The following is a 19,126-nucleotide window of genomic DNA, read 5'->3' on the forward strand; positions in this document are numbered from 1 at the left end:
CTGCCGATGTTGCTCGACGTGCGCGATCTCCACGTGGAGTTCCACACCAGGGAAGGCGTCGCCAAGGCCGTCAACGGCGTCACCTACTCCGTCGACGCGGGGGAGACCCTGGCGGTCCTCGGCGAGTCCGGCTCCGGCAAGTCCGTCACCGCCCAGGCGATCATGGGCATCCTCGACACCCCGCCCGGGCGGATCGCGGGCGGTGAGATCGTCTTCGAGGGGCGCGACCTGCTGACCCTCAAGGAGGACCAGCGGCGCAAGGTGCGCGGCGCCGAAATGGCGATGATCTTCCAGGACGCGCTCTCCTCGCTCAACCCGGTGCTCACCGTCGGCGACCAGCTCGGCGAGATGTTCACCGTCCACCGCGGCATGTCCCGCAAGGCGGCCAAGGCGAGAGCGGTCGAGCTGATGGACCGGGTCCGCATCCCGGCCGCCACCGAACGCGTCAACCAGTACCCGCACCAGTTCTCCGGCGGCATGCGCCAGCGCATCATGATCGCCATGGCGATGGCGCTGGAGCCCAAGCTGATCATCGCCGACGAGCCCACCACCGCCCTCGACGTCACCGTCCAGGCCCAGGTCATGGAGTTGCTCGCGGAACTCCAGCGCGAGTACAACATGGGGCTCATCCTCATCACCCACGACCTCGGTGTCGTCGCCGACGTCGCCGACAAGATCGCCGTGATGTACGCCGGGCGGATCGTCGAGACCGCCCCCGTCCACGACATCTACCGCGCCCCCGCCCACCCCTACACCCGCGGCCTGCTCGACTCCATCCCGCGCCTGGACCAGAAGGGCCGGGAGCTGTACGCGATCAAGGGGCTGCCGCCCAGCCTGCTGGCCATCCCGCCGGGTTGCGCCTTCCACCCGCGCTGCCCGCAGGCCCGCGAGGTCTGCCGCACCGACGAGCCGCCGCTCTACGAGGTGGACCCGCGCCGCCGGAGCGCCTGCCACTTCTGGAAGGAGACGCTCGATGGAGCCCGATGAGCGGCCCGGCCCCGCCGGCGGCCCCGACGGCACCGACGCACCCGGTGCCACCCGCGACGACCAGACCGTCCGCAACCAGCCCCCGTCCACCGAGGAGCTGCTGACCCGCTCCCGCCTGGAGTCCACCCGCGCCGCCGGGGAACCCATCCTGGAGGTCCACCACCTGGTCAAGCACTTCCCGTTGACCCAGGGCATCGTCTTCCGCCGCCAGATCGGCGCGGTCAAGGCGGTCGACGGGGTCTCGTTCACCCTGAACCAGGGGGAAACCCTCGGCATCGTCGGCGAGTCCGGCTGCGGCAAGTCCACCGTCGCCCGGATGCTGGTCCACCTGGAGCGCCCCACCGGCGGCGAGATCCGCTACAAGGGCGAGGACATCTCCCGGCTCTCGGGGCGGGCGCTGAAGGCGGTCCGCCGCAACATCCAGATGGTCTTCCAGGACCCGTACACCTCGCTCAACCCGCGGATGACCGTCGGCGACATCATCGGCGAGCCGTACGAGATCCACCCCGAGGTGGCGCCCAAGGGCTCGCGCCGCAAGCAGGTGCAGGAACTCCTCGACGTGGTCGGGCTCAACCCCGAGTACATCAACCGGTACCCGCACCAGTTCTCCGGCGGCCAGCGCCAGCGCATCGGCATCGCCCGCGGCCTCGCCCTGCGCCCGGAGATCATCGTCGCCGACGAACCGGTCTCCGCCCTCGACGTCTCCGTCCAGGCCCAGGTCGTCAACCTCCTCGAACGGCTCCAGAGCCAGTTCGACCTCTCCTACGTCTTCATCGCGCACGACCTCTCCATCGTGCGGCACATCTCCGACCGGGTCGCCGTCATGTACCTCGGCAAGATCGTCGAGACCGGCACCGAGGAGGAGATCTACCAGCACCCCACCCACCCCTACACGCAGGCCCTGCTCTCCGCCGTCCCCGTACCCGACCCCCGCGCCCGCGACCGCCGCGAGCGCATCATCCTCACCGGCGACGTCCCCTCGCCCGCCCACCCGCCGTCGGGCTGCCGCTTCCGCACCCGCTGCTGGAAGGCGCAGGACCGGTGCGCCCTGGAGGAGCCGCTGCTCATGGTGCCGCCCGTCTTCCGGGGCCTGGAGGGGCCCGAGGCGCACCCCTCGGCCTGCCACTTCGCCGAGGAGAAGCAGATCGTGGAGCCGGTGGAGGAGGAGCCGGACGGGGAGGGCACCGGTTCGGAGGAATCCTGATTCAAGACGACAAACCCGGATCAACCGCGTTAACGCGGCGGCAACTTGACCGAAGCGGCTCCGATATACGGACGCGCCAGAGTGAACAACGTACGGCCGTGCGGGTGCCGTAGACCAGCCGGGGCGCACCATGTCGCCCCGGCTGGTTGTGCTTCTCCGGGGCGGGGCGCGCCCCCTTGTGGGTGGGTGGGGTTGCCGGGAGGATCGCGGGATGGGGGACATACAGATACTCGGGCGGGGCGGGCGTGTCGCCGGATCCGTCGTCAGTGCCGTGCTCGCCGCGGTGACCCTGGGGTGGATCGTCCGGGATCTCGCTCGCGGGAGCGGGCCGGACGACCTCTGGTGGCAGTGGGCCGGGTGGCCCGGGAGGTACGGGCTCCAGGAGGTGGCCTACACCGCCGGTCAGGACGTGCTGCTGCTCCTGGTGTACGCGGTGGTGGCCGTCAAGGTCATGCGGTCGGCCTCGGCCGCCGTGATGCTGGCCGCCACCGGGGCGCTCACCGTGGCCCTGCGACTGCCCGCCGTGGTGGCGCTGGTGGGGGAGCCCGAAGGGGTCGAACTGTTCGGCGGGCCCACGCCGGGGGCGCTGCTCACCACCGCGGGCTCCGTGCTCGGCGGGGCGGCGCTGATCGTGGTCGCGGCCGCCGGGCGGCGGGCCGCCGGGCCGGAAGAGGCGGTGGTGCCGCCGGGACGCGGGGCCGCCGGGTGGTCCGGTGTGCTGCTGCTGGTCAGCGGGGCGACCATGCTGGCCTGGCCCGCGTACACGGTGGTGGACCACGGCTGGGAGCGGTACGCGGCGATGTACCTGGACACCGGGAGCGCGCCCCGCTCGGCGCTCCTCGGCGGCGTCGGCTGGCAGACGGCGGCGGTGGCGGGCCTCGCGCTGGCGGGCGCCGCCGTCTGCTTCCGGCGGGGCCGGGGCGCCCGGACGCTGGGGCTGTCGGCGGCCGTCCAGATCGGCGGAGCCCAGGTGTTCGTCCTCAGCGCCTACCTCCAAGGACAGGTGTACGTGCAGTTCCGCCACCTCGACACGCACACCCAGCTCATGCTGGTGACCCCGCCGGTCCTCTGCGCCCTCGCGGCCGTCGTGCTCGCCCTGCTCCTGCCGCGGCCGGCCGCCGCGGAGCCCGGGCCCGGCGGGGCGCCGTGGCAGGCACCCGCGCCGGAGCCGTACGGCGCTCCCGGGCCCCGGTAAACACTTGCCGGCTCAGGCGACGCCCAGCGACCGCTTGAGGAAGTCGACCTGGAGCAGGAGCAGGTTCTCCGCGACCTGTTCCTGCGGGGTCATGTGGGTGACCCCGGGGAGTGGCAGCACCTCGTGCGGGCGGCCCGCCGCCAGCAGGGCGCTGGAGAGGCGCAGGGTGTGCGCGGCCACCACGTTGTCGTCGGCGAGGCCGTGCACGATCATCAGCGGCCGGTGCTGCTCGGCGGCGCCGGACAGGCCCTCGTCGGTGACCAGCGAGTTGCGGGCGTAGACCTCGCCGTCCGCCTCCGCCGGGTCGCCGAGGTACCGCTCGGTGTAGTGCGTGTCGTACAGCCGCCAGTCCGTCACCGGGGCCCCGGCGACGCCCGCGTGGAAGACGTCGGGGCGGCGCAGCACGGCCAGGGCCGCCAGGTAACCGCCGTACGACCAGCCGCGGATGCCGACTCGGGCCAGGTCGAGCGGGAACTCCTCGGCCAGCGCGTGCACCGCCTCCACCTGGTCGTCCAGGGTGGCGGTGAACTCGCGGCGGATCGCCTTCTCCCGGGCGGGGGAGTGGCCGGGGGTGCCCCGGCCGTCGGCGACGACCACGGCGAAACCCTGGTCCGCGAACCACTGCGAGGTCAGGTACGCGTTGTGGGCGGCGAGGACCCGCTGGCCGTGCGGGCCGCCGTACGGGTCGAGGAGGACGGGGAGCGGGCCGTCGCCCTCCTGGTAGCCGGTGGGGAGCAGCACGGCGGCGGGGACGCGGCTCTTCCCCGCCTCGGTGAGGGCCGGGCGAGGGGCGATAACCGGACTTTGTGCGTGCGAGGTGACGACGGCGATCTCCTCGCCGTCCCGCAGTACGCGGGCCCGCTGCCCGGGGGTCTCCAGTACCGAGGAGACCAGTACCGTCACCGGGCCGCCGCGGACCGCGCCGTGCACGCCGGGCTCGGTGCTCAGCCGCTCCGTGCCCAGCTCGTTGACGCGCAGGACGTGGATCTGGCCCGTCTCCGCCTCCTTGGCGCCCGGTCCCGCCGAGACCGAGACCAGCAGGTCGTCGGCGCCCACGTCGAGGAGGGCGCGCACGTGGAAGGCGTCCCCGGTCAGCGGCCGGTCGCCGACGGCCAGCACCCGCGCGCCGCCCTCGTCGGCGATCCGCACCAGCCGCCCGTCCGGGGTGCGCGCCGGGGCGCCCGCGTGCAGGTCGAGCCAGCGCGGGTCCTCGTCGGCGTGGATCATCCGGGTCGCGCCGGACTCCTGGTCGGCGGCGAGGTAGAGCTGGCCGCGCTGGTCCCGGGCCTGCACCAGCAGCAGCGGGCCCGTCGCGTCCCACCGGACCCGCGCCAGGTACGGGTAACGGTCCCGGTCCCAGGTGATCTCGGTGCGCTCCGCGCCGTCCAGCGGGTACGCGAAGAGCCGCACCTCGGCGTTGGGGGTGCCCGCCGCTGGGTAAGCCACCCGCGCCGGTTCGGCCGCCGGGCGGGCCGGGTCGGCGATCCACCAGCGGGCCACGGCGGCGTCGTCGGCCCGCTCCACCAGCAGCGCCGTACTGTCCGGCGCCCACCAGAAGCCGCGCGAGCGGTCCATCTCCTCGGCCGCCGCGAACTCCGCCAGGCCGTACGTCACCGACTCCGACTCCGGCTCGGCCACCGGCCGGTCGCCGCTGCCGTCGGCCGCCACCACCCGCAGGGCGCCGCGCACCGTGTACGCGACGTACCGGCCGTCGGGCGAGGGGCGCGGGTCGATCACCGGCCCGGGAACGTCGAGTTGGCGCACCGGTGCGGGGGAGTCCCCCTCGGCGCGCAGGTCCGCCACGTACAGCCGCCCCGAGAGGGTGAACGCGGCAGTCTCCACCGCCTCGTCCACGGCGTACCCGACGATGCCCGCGCCGCCCTCGCGGCTGCGCTCCCGGCGGGCCCGCTCGGCCGCCGACAGCTGCTCACCGGCGCCCGCCAGCAGTGCCGCCGGGTCGGCGACGGGGCGCTCGTGCGGGGCCTGGTCCAGCTCCAGCACCCAGAGAGCCTGGGCCCGTTCGGTGCCGGAGGAGGAGCGCAGGAAGACGACGCGGGAACCGTCGGGGGCCACCGTGAAGGCCCGGGGCGCCCCGAGGGTGAACCGCTGGGTCCGCGCGTGCTGCCGCGGGAAGCTGAGGTGTTCGGTAGACATGCCAGGAGACTATGGCTCAAGCGCCCCCTTGTGCTGCCGTGCGCCGATCCATGCGCGTGTACGGATAGTTATGATCCGTAGCGCCCGGTGGGTATGCATCTCCTGACCGGGCTGTTCCGCCCTGCCCGCACACGAGTTGACCGCGTCGCCCCGCCGGGGACGGCGCCGCAGATTTAAGAGATCGGTCCACCGAGGAAACCGGAGGTGATCCGCCGTGGCACTCTCGATTTCGGCGGTGGTGCTGCTGCTGATCGTCGTCGTCCTGCTGATCCGCAAGTCGGGTCTCAAAGGCGGCCATGCCCTGGTCTGCGTCCTGCTGGGCTTCTACCTGGCCAGCTCGTCCGTGGGCCCGATGATCGGGGACTTCACCTCGAACGTGGCGGGCATGATCGGCGGCATCAAGTTCTGACCCGCGCGGCGGCGCACGGGCCCCGGCCCGGCGCCGTCCACGTGGCCTGCTCCGTCGTGCGCCCGGCCGCCTCGTAGGGTGGGCGCATGACGGATCTGCCCGCCCGCCGACTCCTGCTCGTCCACGCGCACCCGGACGACGAGTCCATCAACAACGGCGCCACCATGGCCCGCTACGCCGCCGAGGGCGTCCACGTCACCCTGGTGACCTGCACGCTCGGCGAGGAGGGCGAGATCATCCCGCCCGACCTGGCGCGGCTCGCCGCCGACCGGGACGACACGCTCGGCCCGCACCGGGTCGGTGAGCTGTCCTCCGCCATGAGGGAACTCGGCGTCCAGGACCACCGCTTCCTCGGCGGCGCCGGACGCTACCGCGACTCCGGGATGATGGGCCTGCCCCAGAACACCGCCCCCCGCGCCTTCTGGAACGCCGACGTCGACGAGGCCGCGCTCCACCTGGTCGAGGTGGTCCGCGAGGTCCGCCCGCAGGTCCTGGTCACCTACGACCCCGACGGGGGGTACGGCCACCCCGACCACATCCAGGCCCACCGGGTCGCCCACCGCGCCGCCGAACTCGCCGCCGACCCCGGCCTGCGCCCCGACCTCGGCCCGGCCCACCGGATCACCCGGATCTACTGGAACCGCCTGCCGCGCTCGGTGGCCGAGGGGGCCTTCGCGGCCCTTCCCGAGGCGCTGGCCGGCTCCCCGTTCACGCGCATCGCCGCGATCGCGGACCTCCCCGGCGTGGTCGAGGACGCGCAGGTCACCACCGTCGTGGACGGCACCGCGTACGCCGGGGCGAAGGCGGCCGCGATGCGCGCGCACGCCACCCAGATCACCGTCGCGGAACCGCTCTTCGTCCTCTCCAACGAGCAGGCGCAGCCGCTCTTCACCGTCGAGTACTACGAGCGCGTGGCCGGGCCGCCCGGCGCGCCGGACGGCGAGCGGGAGACCGATCTGTTCGCGGGGCTCGCCGACACCGGCAACGCCGACGAGGCCGCGGCCGGCCCGGGGAGCGCGCGATGAGCCCCGCCCAGGGCGCCCCCGGCCCCCGCCCGTCCGGCGCCACGCCCCCCCGCTCCCAGGCCGCCGCGGGCCGGCCGCCCTCCGCGGCCCAGCTGCTCGGTTTCTCCGGCGGCGGGTTCTCCGCACGCCGACTGGTGCTGTACGTCCCGCTGTTCCTGCTCGGCGCCGTGGTCGGGGTGGCGGGGAGCCTGCTCCAGGCGGCCTGGTTCCCCGGCGGGCTGCTGCTGGCGCTCGTCGCCGCCGTGGGGCTCTTCACCGGATCGGGGCGGGTGGCCAACGCGCGCGGCGGGGCCGTCTCGACGGCCGCCGGATGGATGCTCGCGGTCATCCTGCTCACCACCACCCGGCCCGAGGGCGACTTCGTCTTCGCGGCGGGCGGCGGATCGTACCTCTTCCTCCTCGGAGGGATGGCGCTGGCTGTGATGTGCGCCACCATCTGGCGGCCGAGCCCCGAAGACGGGTGACGGTCCGGCTCCGGGGCGTCCGAGGCGTCCCAGTTGAGACCGGACTTACCACTTCCCCCACACGGGCACCATGAGCCCCACGGATGGTTTGAACGCCGGGCGCACGTTGCCGACCGGTGGCGGCCAGTATGGTGGTGCGCGCCGCCGAACCGCCCTAGGGGGTGTCTGACAGACCCCGAGCAAGGCCGACAGGGGCGGTGGAGCCGATCGGGAGAACCTGCCTTGAGTCGTGAAACTGACAGTTCGTCGTCCGGACCCCAGGGCCGCGACAACACCGCCTATCCCTCGGGGACGCCGCCGTACGGCGCGTCCGCCGCGGACGGCGCCGACGAGCGCGGCTCCGCCGACGCCGAGCGGAAGACCGAGACCACGCTGACGACGCGTATCCGGATCAACATCCCCGGATCGCGGCCGATCCCGCCGGTCGTCATGCGCACCCCCGTCGCCGACAAGGACACCGGCGAGGTGAGCGAGACCGCGCCGCCCGAGGCCGCCGCCGAGCGGTCCGCGCCGCCTGCCCCGGCCGCCGGTGAGCGCCCCGGCGGCCACGCCGGTGCCGAGGCACCCGCCGACGAGGCCCCCCGCACCGAGAAGCCCACCAGCGACTGGTTCGCCCCGCGCAAGGGCGGCAACCGCCCCGCCGGTACGGGCGCCGGCGCCGGTACCGCGGGCGCCGCGCCGCGCGGTGCCGCCGCCTCGGCGGGGCAGGGCGGCGGCTCCCCCGCCTCCGCCTCCACCGGCGGCGGTCCCGCCGGGGCCGGTTCCGGCCCGCGCCCGGGCGGCTCCGGGCAGGCGCCCTACGGCTCGGGCGCCACCGGCGACACCGGCCCGACCGGCACCCCCGGACGGAACGGCACCACCGGCTCGTTCGACGTCTCCCGTGCCGTCGCGCAGGGCCCGCTCGGCCCCGGCCCCGGTCGGCCCGACGGCCCCACCGGCGGCCCGGTCAGCGGCGATTCGACGGTCCGCCCCGTCCTCTCCGACGGCGGGCGGCCCACCGGCCCCGGCGACACCGGCGGCCACCCCCGCGTGGGCGACACCGGGAACACCCCGGGCCCCGGCGGCCCCCGGGGCCCGGTGCCGCCGCCGATGAGCGACGACACCGCCGTCCTCACCCCGCAGAAGCCCGCACCGGAGCCGCCCGCCGACCGCGGCCACGTCTCCGGCGACACCCTCACCAGCGGCCTGCCCGTCGTCCCGCCCGGCCCCGCCGCGGGCGGCCCGGGCGGACCCGGGGTCCCCGGCGGACCGTTCGGCCCCGGCGGCCCGGGCGCCCACCGCGACGGGCCCCTGCCGCACACCCCACCCCGGTTGCCCGAGCCGCTGGCCGACCCCGAGCCGGAGCCGTCCGGCCCGGCGAAGAAGAAGGGCCGCAGCAAGCTGGTCCTGCTCGGGGTGGGCGTGGTCGTGGTCGGCGCCGGACTGTACGGCGCGGGACTGCTCATGGGCCACGCCGACGTGCCGAAGGGCACCACCGTCCTCGGCGTGGACATCGGCGGCTCCACCCACGACGAGGCGGTCAAGAAGCTCGACGCCGCCTTCGGCGAGCGCACCGCCCTGCCGCTCGCCCTCGACGTCGACGGCAAGAAGGCCGAGCTGAAGCCCGCGCAGGCGGGCCTCGCGCTGGACAGCGAGGCGACCGCCCGGGCCGCCGCCGCCAGCGACTACAACCCGGTCACCGTCATCGGCTCCCTCTTCGGCCAGGAGCGCGTGGTCGAACCGGCGATGCCGGTCGACCAGGAGAAGCTGGCCGACGCCCTCGACCGGCTCGCCGGCACCGCCGGGAGCGCCGTGGAGGGGTCGATCTCCTTCCAGACCGGCAAGCCCGTCCCGGTCTACGGCAAGGCCGGCAAGACCCTCGACGTCAAGGGCTCGGTCAACGCCGTCGAGCAGGCGTACCGGACGCAGGTGGCGACCGGGAAGACGGCGCCGGTGGCGGTGCCGATGGCGACCCGCGAACCGACGGTCTCCAAGGCCGAGGTGGACCGCATGATGAAGGAGTTCGCCGTCCCGGCGATGTCCGGCATCGTGACGGTGAAGGCGGAGAACGCCTCCATCCCGTTCGGCCCGGAGCGCTCGCTCCCGCAGATCCTCAGCGTGCAGGCGGTCGACGGCAAGCTGGTCGAGAAGTACGACCAGGCGGCGCTGAAGAAGCTGTACGGCAACACCTTCGACGGGGTCATGATCACCCGCGGCACCGGCGGCAAGACGGCCGTCACCCCCGAGGACGTCATCGGCGCGATGCGCCAGGCGCTGCTCGGCAAGACGCCCGAGGAGCGCGTCGGGGTCATCGAGACCGACGCGAGCTGACCCGCCCGCGCCACCGCGGCGACGGCCGCCCGCCCCTGTGGGGGACCGGGCGGCCGTCGCCTTTTCACGCCCGAGCGGATCTGCCAACTCGTTGGCTGATCAAGGGGGTTGAGCGGCAGGCGGGGGTTGTGCGGAGCCACGGGCGGGCGGATGGTGGGGACCGGGAAGAACCGGGCGAGTGTGCGAAGGGGCGGGTGGCGTATGGCGTGGGAGTTCACCGACGACCGGGGCGTGACGGTGCGGTCGGAGCGCAGGCCGGAGCGGGTGGCGGCTTATCTCAGGGCGGGCTCGGCCCTGGCCGACCTCGGGGTGCGGCCGGTCGCCGTGTTCGGTTCCGGGCACGACGGGGACCGGCCGGATCCGGCCAAGTGGGGCGCGGACGCCCCCGCCTCGGTGCCCTACCTCGGGCCGTCCGGCGCGCTGGACGAGGAGCGGCTGCTGAGCGAGCGTCCCGACCTGATCGTGGACGTGACGTACGACGGCAAGCACGCGTACGCCGTGGACGACGGGACGGCCGAGCGGGCCCACCTGCCCGTCCTGGCCCTGTCGGTGGCGGGTGAGGTGCCGCAGGCGCGGCTGCTGGAGCGGTTCGCGGAGCTGGCGGTGGCCCTCGGCGGGCGGGCCGAGGAGGACGCGGACCGGCTGTCGGCGGCCGAGGACCGGCTGCGCCGGGCCGCGCTGCACGCGCCCGGCGTCCGGGTGCTGGCGCTCTCCCCGGCGGGCGAGGAGCGGGTGCACCTGGCGCGCCCGCTGGCCTGGCCGGAGCTGCGCCGCCTGGTCGACCTCGGGGTGCGGCTCACCGACCCCGGCGAGGAGGGCGGCGTCAACTGGCGTACGGCGGGCTGGGACCGGGCCGTCGGGCTCACCCCCGACCTGGTCCTCAGCGACGCCCGCGGCAACGCCGACCAGCCCTCCGCGCTGGCGGGGCTGCCCGCCTGGCGGACGCTGACCGCGGGGGCGCCGGTGCTGCCGTGGAACCCGGAGCTGCCGTGCAGCCGCCGGGCCACCGCGGCTTTCCTGGAGCGGGTGGCCGAGGCGCTGGAGGCGCTGGCCCAGGGGGCCTGAACCGCGACGTGCCCCGCCCCCGGTACCAGGACCGGTACCGGGGGCGGGGCCGTCTCGTCTCCTGCGGGAGGCGGGGAAGGGTCAGGGGGCCCAGGGGGCTTCCAGGGCCCAGGTGGTGTCGGCGGTGAACCTGTCCAGGGTGTCGTACGGCTCCTTGCCGCCCGGGGTGGAGAGCCAGACCTCGGAGGCGTGGTGGCGCAGGTAGCTGCCGGACATGTTGAGGCTGGAGAGGCGGACGCCGCCCTCGCCCGGGACGGCGCACCAGGTGGCGTCGTCCTTGAAGAGCTGCGAGCCGTCGTCGGCGTCGAGGCGGACCCGCGACTCGCGGTGGCGCAGGTACTCGCCCGGGTGGTTGCGGGATTCCAGCGAGTAGCAGTTCTCGTCACCGAGGCCGGGGACCACCTGGTAGGTGGCGTCGGCCTTGAGGTCGGCGCCGCTCTCCTCGGAGACCGGCGCGGTCCAGGCGAGGCCGTCCTGGTTGCGGAGGAACTTCTCGGTGTGGCCCTCGGTGGTGACCTTGAGGGAACGGTTCTCGCCGGTGGGCAGGGTGACGGCACCGGGCAGGGAGCGGGAGGCGTCGATCAGCGCCTGGTTGGCGGCGGCGACGCGGGCCTGGTCGACCTTGACGACCTGCCGGTCGTAGGTGAGCAGGCCGTTGACCTCGTTCTCGACGTCGGTGATCTCGGTGTAGACGGAGGCGGAGAGCCCCGCCGGCATCTGGCCCTCGCGGATGCCGTCGAGGAGCCCCACGAAGCGGTCGTTGAGCGCGTCGGTGTCGGCCTGGTCCTCGTAGCTGAAGCCGCCGCCCGGGTACCACTCGTGGCCCTCGGTCCGCAGGCCCAGGCCGCCGAACTCGCCGAGGACGGCGGCCCGGTCGGGCTCGGGGGCGGTGTTGCCGGGGCCGACGTAGACGTGGTTGTCGACCACGTCGCCGTTACCGCCGTCGACCGAGCCGCAGCAGTTGACCCCGCTCATGTTGTTGACCAGGCGGGACGGGTCGGCCTCCTTGACCTCGTCGGCGATGCGGGCCTGGTCGTACTGGCCCCAGCCCTCGTTCTGGTTGACCCACATGACCACCGACGGCGAGGAGCGGTGCTGGTCGATGATCGCGTGGTACTCCTTCTCCCACTGCTCGCGGGCGCCCGCGTCCGGGACCTTGTCGGTGTCCATCGACGGCATGTCCTGCCAGACCAGCAGGCCCAGCTTGTCGGCCCAGTGGAACCAGCGCTGCGGCTCCACCTTGATGTGCTTGCGGACCATGTTGAAGCCGAGGTCCTTGTGGGCCTGGAGGTCGTACTTGAGGGCCTCGTCGGTCGGGGCGGTGTAGAGGCCGTCGGGCCAGTAGCCCTGGTCCAGGGTGCCGGTCTGGAAGACGAACTCGCCGTTGAGGACCGGGCGCTGGACGCCGTCGATCTTCTTCAGGCCGACGGAGCGCATGCCCGCGTAGCTGCCGACCGCGTCGCCGGGCGCGCCGTCGGCCTCGAGCAGCTCGGCCTTCACGTCGTACAGGAACGGGTCGTCCGGGGACCACAGGTGCGGGTCGGGCACGGAGACGGAGAGCTCCTCGCCCGCCGCGCCGGTGGCGGTGCCGACCTCCTCACCGCCGTCCAGGACGGTGACCTTCACCTCGCGCCCGGCGGCGCCCTCGGCGTGCACGGTGGCGCGCAGGGTGTCGTCGTCCAGCTCGGGGGTGAGGTCGAGGCGGCTGATGTGGGCGGGGGCGACCGGCTCCAGCCACACCGTCTGCCAGATCCCGGAGGCGGCGGTGTACCAGATGCCGCCGCCCGGGTGCGGCTCGATGTCGTGCTCGTCGTCCTGGCGCTGCTTGCCGACGGCGCCGCCGCCGTGCTGCGTCGGGTCCCAGACCGAGACGGTGACGGTGTTGGCGCCCTCGGTGAGGTGGTCGGTGATGGTGAAGTCGAAGGCGTCGAAGCCGCCCCGGTGCTCGCCGGCCTTCTCGCCGTTGACCCAGACCGTGGTCTCCCAGTCGGAGGCGCCGAAGTTGAGCTTCACGTCCCGGCCGTCCCAGTCCTCGGGGACGGTGAAATCCCGCTGGTACCAGAGCTTGTCACCGGGGGTGATCTTGCGCTGGATGCCGGAGAGCGCCGACTCGGCGACGAACGGCACGCGGATCTGCTCGTCGAACCGGTCGGGGACGCCCGCGTCGGCGCCGGTGACGGCGAAGTCCCAGATGCCGTTGAGGTTGGCCCAGTCCGGGCGGGTGAGCTGCGGGCGCGGATACTCCGGCAGCGGATCGTCGACGGAGACCTCGTCGGTCCACGGCGTCGTCATCGGGGCGGGCTTGGGCTCCCAGGCGGCCTGGGCGGCGGCTCCGGCGGGCGATGCGGCCAGGCCGGTCGCGGCCAGCGCGCAGGCGGCCAGCGCGGTGGTCAGCCGCCGCCAGGGCCGTGAGCGCGGGCGGGCGCCCTGGCCGGGGTCGGGGGTGCGGGTGTCGGTCACCGGTCGGTCTCCTTCTCGGGCGGTGGGGGTCGCCCCGGCCGGGCGGCCGGGGTCGGTCCTGTGGAGGAGGTACGGGACGGGGTGCGGGCCCGCCCGGCGGCGGTGGCGGGGCAGGGCCGGGGAGCGGGGGCCGGCGGTCCGGGGCGCGGCGTGTCCCGGGCGGTGGGGTGGGCAGGGCGCGGTGGTGCGGCTCTGGGTGCTCGGGCGGTGCGGTGCGCAGGGGGCGCGGGCGGTGCGGCTCTCGGCGCCGGGCAGGGCGGACCGCGCCCCGTGCCGGACGGCGGCGGGGCCGGGGCCGGTTGTGCAACGTTGGAAATCCGGCGCTCGGCGGTATGACAGCACGGCGTGCGACGGCTGTCCAGAGATGCGGCAGGGGTCGGTGTGAGACGCCGTCACTCCGCTGGGAGGGGACCCCGAAGGGGCCGGGGCAACCGCCGGGAAATCTCCCGGCAACGGTCTTGCCGCCCTGTCCGGCCGCCTGTATAACGTTGTAAATCGAGCAGCCGGACGGCCCGAACTCGCCGCTGACCAAAGGTTTTCCGGCGCCGAGGGCCACGTCGGCGCGTCCTCGGCCGCACCCGGACCGACCCGAGCCGGAGGCGGCCCCGCCGCGCCACCGCACCGCACCGCGTACGACCGCACCGCCCGTACGACCCGCACCGCGTTCCACCGCACCGCCCGTACGACCCGTACGACCCGTACGGCCCGCGCCCTGCCGCAGGACCGCGTCGTCGCACCGCGCACCGTCCCGTACCGCCGCACCACCCCGTACCGCGAGCCGCGTCCGCCCCGCCGGGCCCGCGCCCCGTACGTCCCGCCCCGCCCAGCCCCCTCGGCCCGCCCGACGACCGTGCCGGCCGATCGTCCGCCAAGGAGCGTTCGAGGATGAACACCCAGCGCCGCACCCGTAACCTCGCCCTGGCCTGTCTGCTCGCCGCCACGGCCACGCTGGCCGCCTCCGGCTGCTCCAAAGCGGAGACGACCGACACCTCCAAGGGCGACGCCGCCGCGGGCGCCCAGGCCACGCAGCCCGCCGACTCCTCCGGAAAGGGCTGCTCCCTCAAGACCTACGGGGCGCCCAAGCTCGACCTGAAGGACGCCGTGGTCGGCTTCTCCCAGTCGGAGAAGGAGGCCAACCCGTTCCGGATCGCCGAGACCCAGTCGATCAAGGACGAGGCGGCCAAGGTCGGCGTGAAGAAGCTGCTCACCACCAACGCCCAGTCCCAACTGCCCAAGCAGATCAGCGACATCCAGGACATGCTGGCGCAGGGCGCCCAGTTCCTCATCGTCGCGCCGCTCAACTCCGACGGCCTGGAGCCCGCGTTCAAGGCCGCCGCCGCCAAGAAGGTCCCGGTCCTCACCGTCGACCGCAAGGTCAACGCCGACGCGTGCGAGGACTACCTGGCCTTCCTCGGCTCGGACTTCGTGGAGCAGGGCAAGCGCGCCGCCGACGCGATGATCGAGGCGACCGGCGGCAAGGGCCAGGTCGCGATCCTGCTCGGCGCCTCCGGCAACAACGTCACCACCGACCGCACCAAGGGCTTCGTCGACCGGGTGAAGGAGAAGGCCCCGGACCTGGAGATCGTCGCCCAGCAGACCGGCGAGTTCGCCCGTGACAAGGGCCAGCAGGTCATGGAGCAGCTCATCCAGTCCAAGCCCGGCATCACCGGCGTCTACGCCGAGAACGACGAGATGGGCCTCGGCGCCGTCACCGCCCTCAAGGCCAACGGCAAGAAGCCCGGCGAGGACGTCAAAGTCGTCTCCGTCGACGGCACCCGAAACGCCGTCCAGGCCCTCGCCAAGGGCGAGATGAACGCCGTCATCGAGTCCAACCCGCGCTTCGGCCCGCTCGCCTTCGACACGGCGAAGAAGTTCTACGCCGGTGAGTCGATCCCCGAGAACGTGCTGATCACCGACCGGGAGTACGACCAGGACAACGCCGAGAAGTCGCTCGGCGGCGCCTACTGAGCCGCGGCGGGCCCGCGCCGGGACGACCCCGGCACGCGCCCGCCGACCGACCCGGCCCCCGTACCAGCCCAGCCTCCTCGCGCACCGGAAGGTCAGCAGCCCATGGCACCACCCGAAGCAGCCACCCCCGGGGCGCGGAAGGAGACCGGCCCCGACGGCGCGCCGCCGCCCGAGGGCGCCGGGCCGCCGGTCCTGGCGGCCCTCGGGGTCGGCAAGCGGTTCCCCGGGGTCGTCGCCCTGGACGAGGTCTCCTTCGACCTGCGGCCCGGTGAGGTGCACGCCCTGGTCGGCGAGAACGGCGCGGGCAAGTCCACCCTCATCAAGGTGCTCACCGGCGTCCACCGGCCCGACAGCGGCGAACTGCGCCTGGCCGGGGAGCCGGTCCGCTTCCAGCGGCCCTTCGAGGCGCAGCAGGCCGGGATCTCCACCATCTACCAGGAGGTCAACCTCGTCCCGCTGATGAGCGTGGCCCGCAACGTCTTCCTCGGCCGCGAACCGCGCACCCGCCTGAAGCTCATCGACTTCCCCCGGATGAACCGCGAGGCCGCCGCCCTCCTCGACGGCTTCGGCGTCCGGGTCGACCCGCGCCGCCCGCTGCACACCCTGGGACTCGGCACCCAGCAGATGGTGGCGCTCGCCCGGGCCGTCTCCGTCCGCGCCCGCGTCGTCGTCATGGACGAGCCGACCTCCTCGCTCGAACCCCGCGAGGTGGAGACCCTCTTCCGGGTCATCGAGGAACTGCGCGCCCGCGACGTGGCCGTCGTCTACGTCAGCCACCGGATGGACGAGCTCTACCGGATCTGCGACCGGGTCACCGTGCTGCGCGACGGCCGCCACATCCACACCGGCCCGCTCGCCGGTCTGGAGCGGATGCGGCTGGTCTCGATGATGCTCGGCCGGGACATGGCCGAGGTGCGCCGGGACGGCGTCACCGGCTTCGCCGCCGACGGCCACGACGCCGCCCGCACCCCGGTGCTCACCGCCGACGGCCTCACCCGCCGCCACAAGCTCGACGGCGTCTCGCTGGCGCTGCACGCCGGGGAGGTGCTGGGGCTCGGCGGGCTGCTGGGCTCCGGCCGCAGCGAGACCGCCAAGGCGCTCGCCGGGGGCCTCGGCCTGGACTCCGGCGAGGTCACCGTGGCGGGGCGGGTGCTGCGCCGGATCACCCCGGCCGCCGCCGTCGCCGCCGGGATCAGCATGCTCCCCGAGGACCGCAAGGCCGAGGGGATCGTGCCCGGCCTCTCCGTGCGGGAGAACATCGTGCTGGCCGCGCTGCCCCGGCTCTCGCGCGCCGGGATCGTCTCCCGCGCCCGCCAGGACCGCGTCGTCGAGCTCTTCATGAAGCGGCTGCGGATCAAGGCCTCCAGCCCCGAGCAGAAGGTCGGCGAACTCTCCGGCGGCAACCAGCAGAAGGTCCTCCTCGCCCGCTGGCTCTGCCTGGAGCCGCGGGTGCTGCTGCTGGACGAGCCGACCCGCGGCATCGACGTCGGCGCCAAGGCCGAGGTGCAGGGCCTCATCGACGAACTGGCCGGTGAGGGGCTCGCCGTGCTGCTCATCTCCTCCGACATCGAGGAACTGGTCGAGGGCGCCGACCGCATCGTCGTCCTGCGCGCCGGCAGCCTCGCCGGAGAGCTGTCCGGCGGCGCCGTCACCGAACCCGCCCTGCTGGAAGTCCTCGCCGACGGCACCCCGCGCCCCGAACCCGCCGCCACCCCCCGCCCCGCCGAGGAGGCCGAGCCCCGATGACCCAGGCCCCCGCCACCGCGCCCGGCCCCGCCGCCGCGCCCGCGCCCGCACCGCCCGCCCCGGCCGCCGGTCAGGCGCGGCCCTGGTACCGGGACCCCGCCTGGTACCAGGCGTACGGCGTGTACGTCGCCGTCGGCGTACTGCTGCTCTTCAACGCGCTGTTCACCGACCGCTTCCTGACCGCCGACAACCTCACCACGCAACTGGTCCAGGTCGCCCCCATCGTCATCGTGGCGCTCGGCATGGCCCTGGTCATCGGCACCGAGGGCGTCGACCTGTCGGTCGGCTCCGCGATGGCGCTGGCCGCCGCCCTGCTCCCGCTCTACCTCGGCTACGGCCTGGTCCCCGCCCTCGTCCTCGCCCTGCTCGCCGGAGCCGTCACCGGGCTGGTCAACGGCGTCCTGGTGTCGGTGGTCGGGCTCCAGCCGATCGTGGCGACGCTCGCCCTCTTCGTCGGCGGCCGGGGTCTGGCCCTGGTCCTCGCCGACGGCCAGCTCAAGCAGATCATCAACCCCGACCTGCTCTCCCTCGGCACCGCGAGCCTCCTCGGCGTCCCCGTGGTGGTGCTCATCGCCGCCGGGCTCGCCCTCGCCGTGGCCTTCCTCGTCGCCCGCACCACCTTCGGCCGCCAGATCGTCGCGGTCGGCGGCAACCGCAAGGCCGCCGTCCTCGCCGGACTGCCCGTCAAACGCGTCCTGACCGGGGTCTACGTCCTCTGCGGCACCTTCGCCGCGCTGGCCGGGATCCTCGCCACCGCCCGGCTCACCGCCAGCGACCCCTCCTCACTCGGCACCCTGATGGAGCTCTCCGCCATCACCGCCGTCGTGGTCGGCGGGACCCCGCTCAGCGGCGGCTCCGTCCGGGTGCTGGGCACCGTCGCCGGAGCCGTGCTCATGCAGCTGCTCCGCGCCACCCTCGTCAAGCACGACCTGCCCGACTCCACCGCCCAGATCGCCCAGGCGGCCATCATCGTCGCCGCCGTCTACGTCGCCCGGGAGCGCCGGTCCCGATGAACGCACCCCGCCCGGCGGAACCGACCGCCGCCCTCGCCACCGCCGACCCGAAGGCGGCCCCCGCGCCGCTCGGCGACGCCCCCTCGGTCCGCGTCGAGACCGAGGACCCCAGCCGCCGCGAACGGCTTCTCGGCCTCGTCCAGCGCCAGGGCGTCCTCGCCGTGCTGCTCGCGGTGATCCTCGTCGCCTCGTTGCTCTACCCGTCCTTCGCCACCCTCGACAACGCGCGCGGCGTCACCGTGCAGGCCAGCTTCCTCGCCATCGTCGCCCTCGGCATGACCCTGGTCATCATCACCGGCGGCATCGACCTCTCGGTCGGCTCCGTCTTCGCCCTCGGCGGGGTCCTCGCCGCCTGGGCCTCGCAGTGGGGCCTGCTGCCCGCCCTGCTCGTACCGCTGCTGGTCTGCGGCGCCATCGGCCTGCTCAACGGCGTCCTGATCGGCAGGGCGGGTCTCGCCCCGTTCATCGTCACCCTCGCCACCCTGCTCGGCGCCCGCGGCCTGCTGCTCGCCTTCACCGACGAGGGCGCCACCACGTACCTCGTACCGAAGGACTCCGCCTTCTCCTGGCTCGGCGGGGGCACCGTCTGGGGGTTCGGCGTCCCGCTCATCGTCGCGCTGGCGCTGTTCGGCGGGGGAGGGGTGCTGCTCCAGCGGACCTCGTTCGGGCAGACCCTCTTCGCGGTCGGCGGCAGCAGCGACGCCGCCACCCTGATGGGGCTGCCGGTCGCCCGCGCCAAGGTGCTGGTCTACACGCTCAGCGGGCTGCTCGCCGGGTTCGCCGGCGCCCTCAACGCGGCGCGCCTGAACTCCGGTGTCACCATCCTCGGCGTGGGCATGGAACTCGACGCCATCTCGGCGGTGGTCATCGGCGGCACGCTGCTGGTCGGCGGCGCCGGATCGGTCAGCGGCACCCTGTGGGGCGTGCTGCTGCTCGGCGTCATCCAGAACCTCATCAACCAGATCGGCTCGCTCAACTCCTCGTACCAGTCGGTGGTCAGCGGCGGCTTCCTCGTCGTGGTCGTGGTGGCCCAGCGCTACCTGGCCCGGGGCCGCAGATCGACCTGAGCGGCCGCCCGCCGCCGAGGAGTTCCCCAGAAGCAGCCGGAAGCAGTCAGAAGCTAGGA

Annotated in this window: 14 protein-coding genes; 12 read left to right on the forward strand and 2 right to left on the reverse strand. The window is 74.2% G+C overall.

What is annotated here, in order from left to right; all coding sequences use genetic code 11:
• Nucleotides 1-6: 6 nt before the first annotated feature.
• The 3 genes from ACFWMZ_RS09915 (at nt 7) to ACFWMZ_RS09925 (ending at nt 3,386) form a co-directional block, all read left to right on the forward strand.
• Nucleotides 7-987, forward strand: coding sequence for an ABC transporter ATP-binding protein (locus ACFWMZ_RS09915; protein ID WP_383182903.1), 981 nt, complete (start codon nt 7-9; stop codon nt 985-987).
• Nucleotides 974-2,191 (forward strand): ABC transporter ATP-binding protein, encoded by a 1,218-nt coding sequence (locus ACFWMZ_RS09920; RefSeq protein ID WP_383182901.1) that lies wholly within the window; start codon nt 974-976, stop codon nt 2,189-2,191. Before ACFWMZ_RS09915 ends, ACFWMZ_RS09920 begins: the two co-directional genes overlap by 14 nt.
• A 211-nt stretch (nt 2,192-2,402) precedes the next feature.
• Nucleotides 2,403-3,386: a hypothetical protein gene (locus tag ACFWMZ_RS09925; RefSeq protein ID WP_383200644.1), complete on the forward strand. Its 984-nt coding sequence runs from the start codon at nt 2,403-2,405 to the stop codon at nt 3,384-3,386.
• 12 nt (nt 3,387-3,398) lie between these two features.
• On the opposite strand, the gene ACFWMZ_RS09930 is transcribed toward ACFWMZ_RS09925, so the two are convergent.
• Nucleotides 3,399-5,540: a prolyl oligopeptidase family serine peptidase gene (locus ACFWMZ_RS09930; protein WP_383200647.1), complete on the reverse strand. Its 2,142-nt coding sequence runs from the start codon at nt 5,538-5,540 to the stop codon at nt 3,399-3,401.
• A 214-nt stretch (nt 5,541-5,754) separates the two neighbouring features.
• On the opposite strand from ACFWMZ_RS09930, the gene ACFWMZ_RS09935 reads away from it, so the two are divergent.
• The 5 genes from ACFWMZ_RS09935 to ACFWMZ_RS09955 all read left to right on the forward strand — a co-directional run bounded on the left by ACFWMZ_RS09935 (nt 5,755) and on the right by ACFWMZ_RS09955 (nt 10,813).
• The gene (locus ACFWMZ_RS09935) at nt 5,755-5,949 is read left to right on the forward strand and encodes a hypothetical protein (protein ID WP_383182895.1); all 195 of its coding nucleotides are present in this window, start codon (nt 5,755-5,757) and stop codon (nt 5,947-5,949) included.
• 86 nt (nt 5,950-6,035) lie between these two features.
• A complete protein-coding gene (gene mshB, locus ACFWMZ_RS09940; RefSeq protein WP_383182893.1) occupies nt 6,036-6,974 on the forward strand; it encodes an N-acetyl-1-D-myo-inositol-2-amino-2-deoxy-alpha-D-glucopyranoside deacetylase in 939 nt (312 codons plus the stop codon).
• Nucleotides 6,971-7,438: a DUF6113 family protein gene (locus ACFWMZ_RS09945; protein ID WP_383200649.1), complete on the forward strand. Its 468-nt coding sequence runs from the start codon at nt 6,971-6,973 to the stop codon at nt 7,436-7,438. The genes mshB and ACFWMZ_RS09945 overlap by 4 nt, the downstream gene beginning before the upstream one ends.
• Before the next feature lie 222 nt (nt 7,439-7,660).
• Nucleotides 7,661-9,748: a hypothetical protein gene (locus ACFWMZ_RS09950; RefSeq protein WP_383182890.1), complete on the forward strand. Its 2,088-nt coding sequence runs from the start codon at nt 7,661-7,663 to the stop codon at nt 9,746-9,748.
• A 201-nt stretch (nt 9,749-9,949) separates the two neighbouring features.
• Nucleotides 9,950-10,813 (forward strand): ABC transporter substrate-binding protein, encoded by an 864-nt coding sequence (locus tag ACFWMZ_RS09955; protein WP_383182888.1) that lies wholly within the window; start codon nt 9,950-9,952, stop codon nt 10,811-10,813.
• 81 nt (nt 10,814-10,894) lie between these two features.
• Here the strand turns inward: ACFWMZ_RS09955 and ACFWMZ_RS09960 are convergent, their stop codons facing one another.
• Nucleotides 10,895-13,273: an AbfB domain-containing protein gene (locus ACFWMZ_RS09960; RefSeq protein ID WP_383200651.1), complete on the reverse strand. Its 2,379-nt coding sequence runs from the start codon at nt 13,271-13,273 to the stop codon at nt 10,895-10,897.
• Between the two features lie 885 nt (nt 13,274-14,158).
• On the opposite strand from ACFWMZ_RS09960, the gene ACFWMZ_RS09965 reads away from it, so the two are divergent.
• The 4 genes from ACFWMZ_RS09965 (at nt 14,159) to ACFWMZ_RS09980 (ending at nt 19,067) form a co-directional block, all read left to right on the forward strand.
• Complete coding sequence (locus ACFWMZ_RS09965) at nt 14,159-15,241, forward strand: ABC transporter substrate-binding protein (RefSeq protein WP_383182885.1); 1,083 nt, start codon at nt 14,159-14,161, stop codon at nt 15,239-15,241.
• A 102-nt stretch (nt 15,242-15,343) separates the two neighbouring features.
• A complete protein-coding gene (locus ACFWMZ_RS09970) occupies nt 15,344-16,987 on the forward strand; it encodes a sugar ABC transporter ATP-binding protein (RefSeq protein ID WP_383200654.1) in 1,644 nt (547 codons plus the stop codon).
• Nucleotides 16,984-18,000: an ABC transporter permease gene (locus tag ACFWMZ_RS09975; protein ID WP_383200657.1), complete on the forward strand. Its 1,017-nt coding sequence runs from the start codon at nt 16,984-16,986 to the stop codon at nt 17,998-18,000. The genes ACFWMZ_RS09970 and ACFWMZ_RS09975 overlap by 4 nt, the downstream gene beginning before the upstream one ends.
• Nucleotides 17,997-19,067: an ABC transporter permease gene (locus tag ACFWMZ_RS09980; RefSeq protein WP_383182879.1), complete on the forward strand. Its 1,071-nt coding sequence runs from the start codon at nt 17,997-17,999 to the stop codon at nt 19,065-19,067. The genes ACFWMZ_RS09975 and ACFWMZ_RS09980 overlap by 4 nt, the downstream gene beginning before the upstream one ends.
• Nucleotides 19,068-19,126 lie beyond the last annotated feature (59 nt).

This window comes from Streptomyces sp. NPDC058373 (genome assembly GCF_042723275.1).
In the GTDB taxonomy this organism is placed as follows: domain Bacteria; phylum Actinomycetota; class Actinomycetes; order Streptomycetales; family Streptomycetaceae; genus Streptomyces.

Bases quoted from the DNA above. Each gene is read 5' to 3' on its own strand.
- ACFWMZ_RS09915 (WP_383182903.1), top strand. From the start codon at position 7: ATGTTGCTCGACGTGCGCGATCTCCACGTGGAGTTCCACACCAGGGAA.
- ACFWMZ_RS09920 (WP_383182901.1), top strand. From the start codon at position 974: ATGGAGCCCGATGAGCGGCCCGGCCCCGCCGGCGGCCCCGACGGCACC.
- ACFWMZ_RS09925 (WP_383200644.1), top strand. From the start codon at position 2,403: ATGGGGGACATACAGATACTCGGGCGGGGCGGGCGTGTCGCCGGATCC.
- ACFWMZ_RS09930 (WP_383200647.1), bottom strand. From the start codon at position 5,540: ATGTCTACCGAACACCTCAGCTTCCCGCGGCAGCACGCGCGGACCCAG.
- mshB (WP_383182893.1), top strand. From the start codon at position 6,036: ATGACGGATCTGCCCGCCCGCCGACTCCTGCTCGTCCACGCGCACCCG.
- ACFWMZ_RS09945 (WP_383200649.1), top strand. From the start codon at position 6,971: ATGAGCCCCGCCCAGGGCGCCCCCGGCCCCCGCCCGTCCGGCGCCACG.
- ACFWMZ_RS09955 (WP_383182888.1), top strand. From the start codon at position 9,950: ATGGCGTGGGAGTTCACCGACGACCGGGGCGTGACGGTGCGGTCGGAG.
- ACFWMZ_RS09965 (WP_383182885.1), top strand. From the start codon at position 14,159: ATGAACACCCAGCGCCGCACCCGTAACCTCGCCCTGGCCTGTCTGCTC.
- ACFWMZ_RS09970 (WP_383200654.1), top strand. From the start codon at position 15,344: ATGGCACCACCCGAAGCAGCCACCCCCGGGGCGCGGAAGGAGACCGGC.
- ACFWMZ_RS09975 (WP_383200657.1), top strand. From the start codon at position 16,984: ATGACCCAGGCCCCCGCCACCGCGCCCGGCCCCGCCGCCGCGCCCGCG.
- ACFWMZ_RS09980 (WP_383182879.1), top strand. From the start codon at position 17,997: ATGAACGCACCCCGCCCGGCGGAACCGACCGCCGCCCTCGCCACCGCC.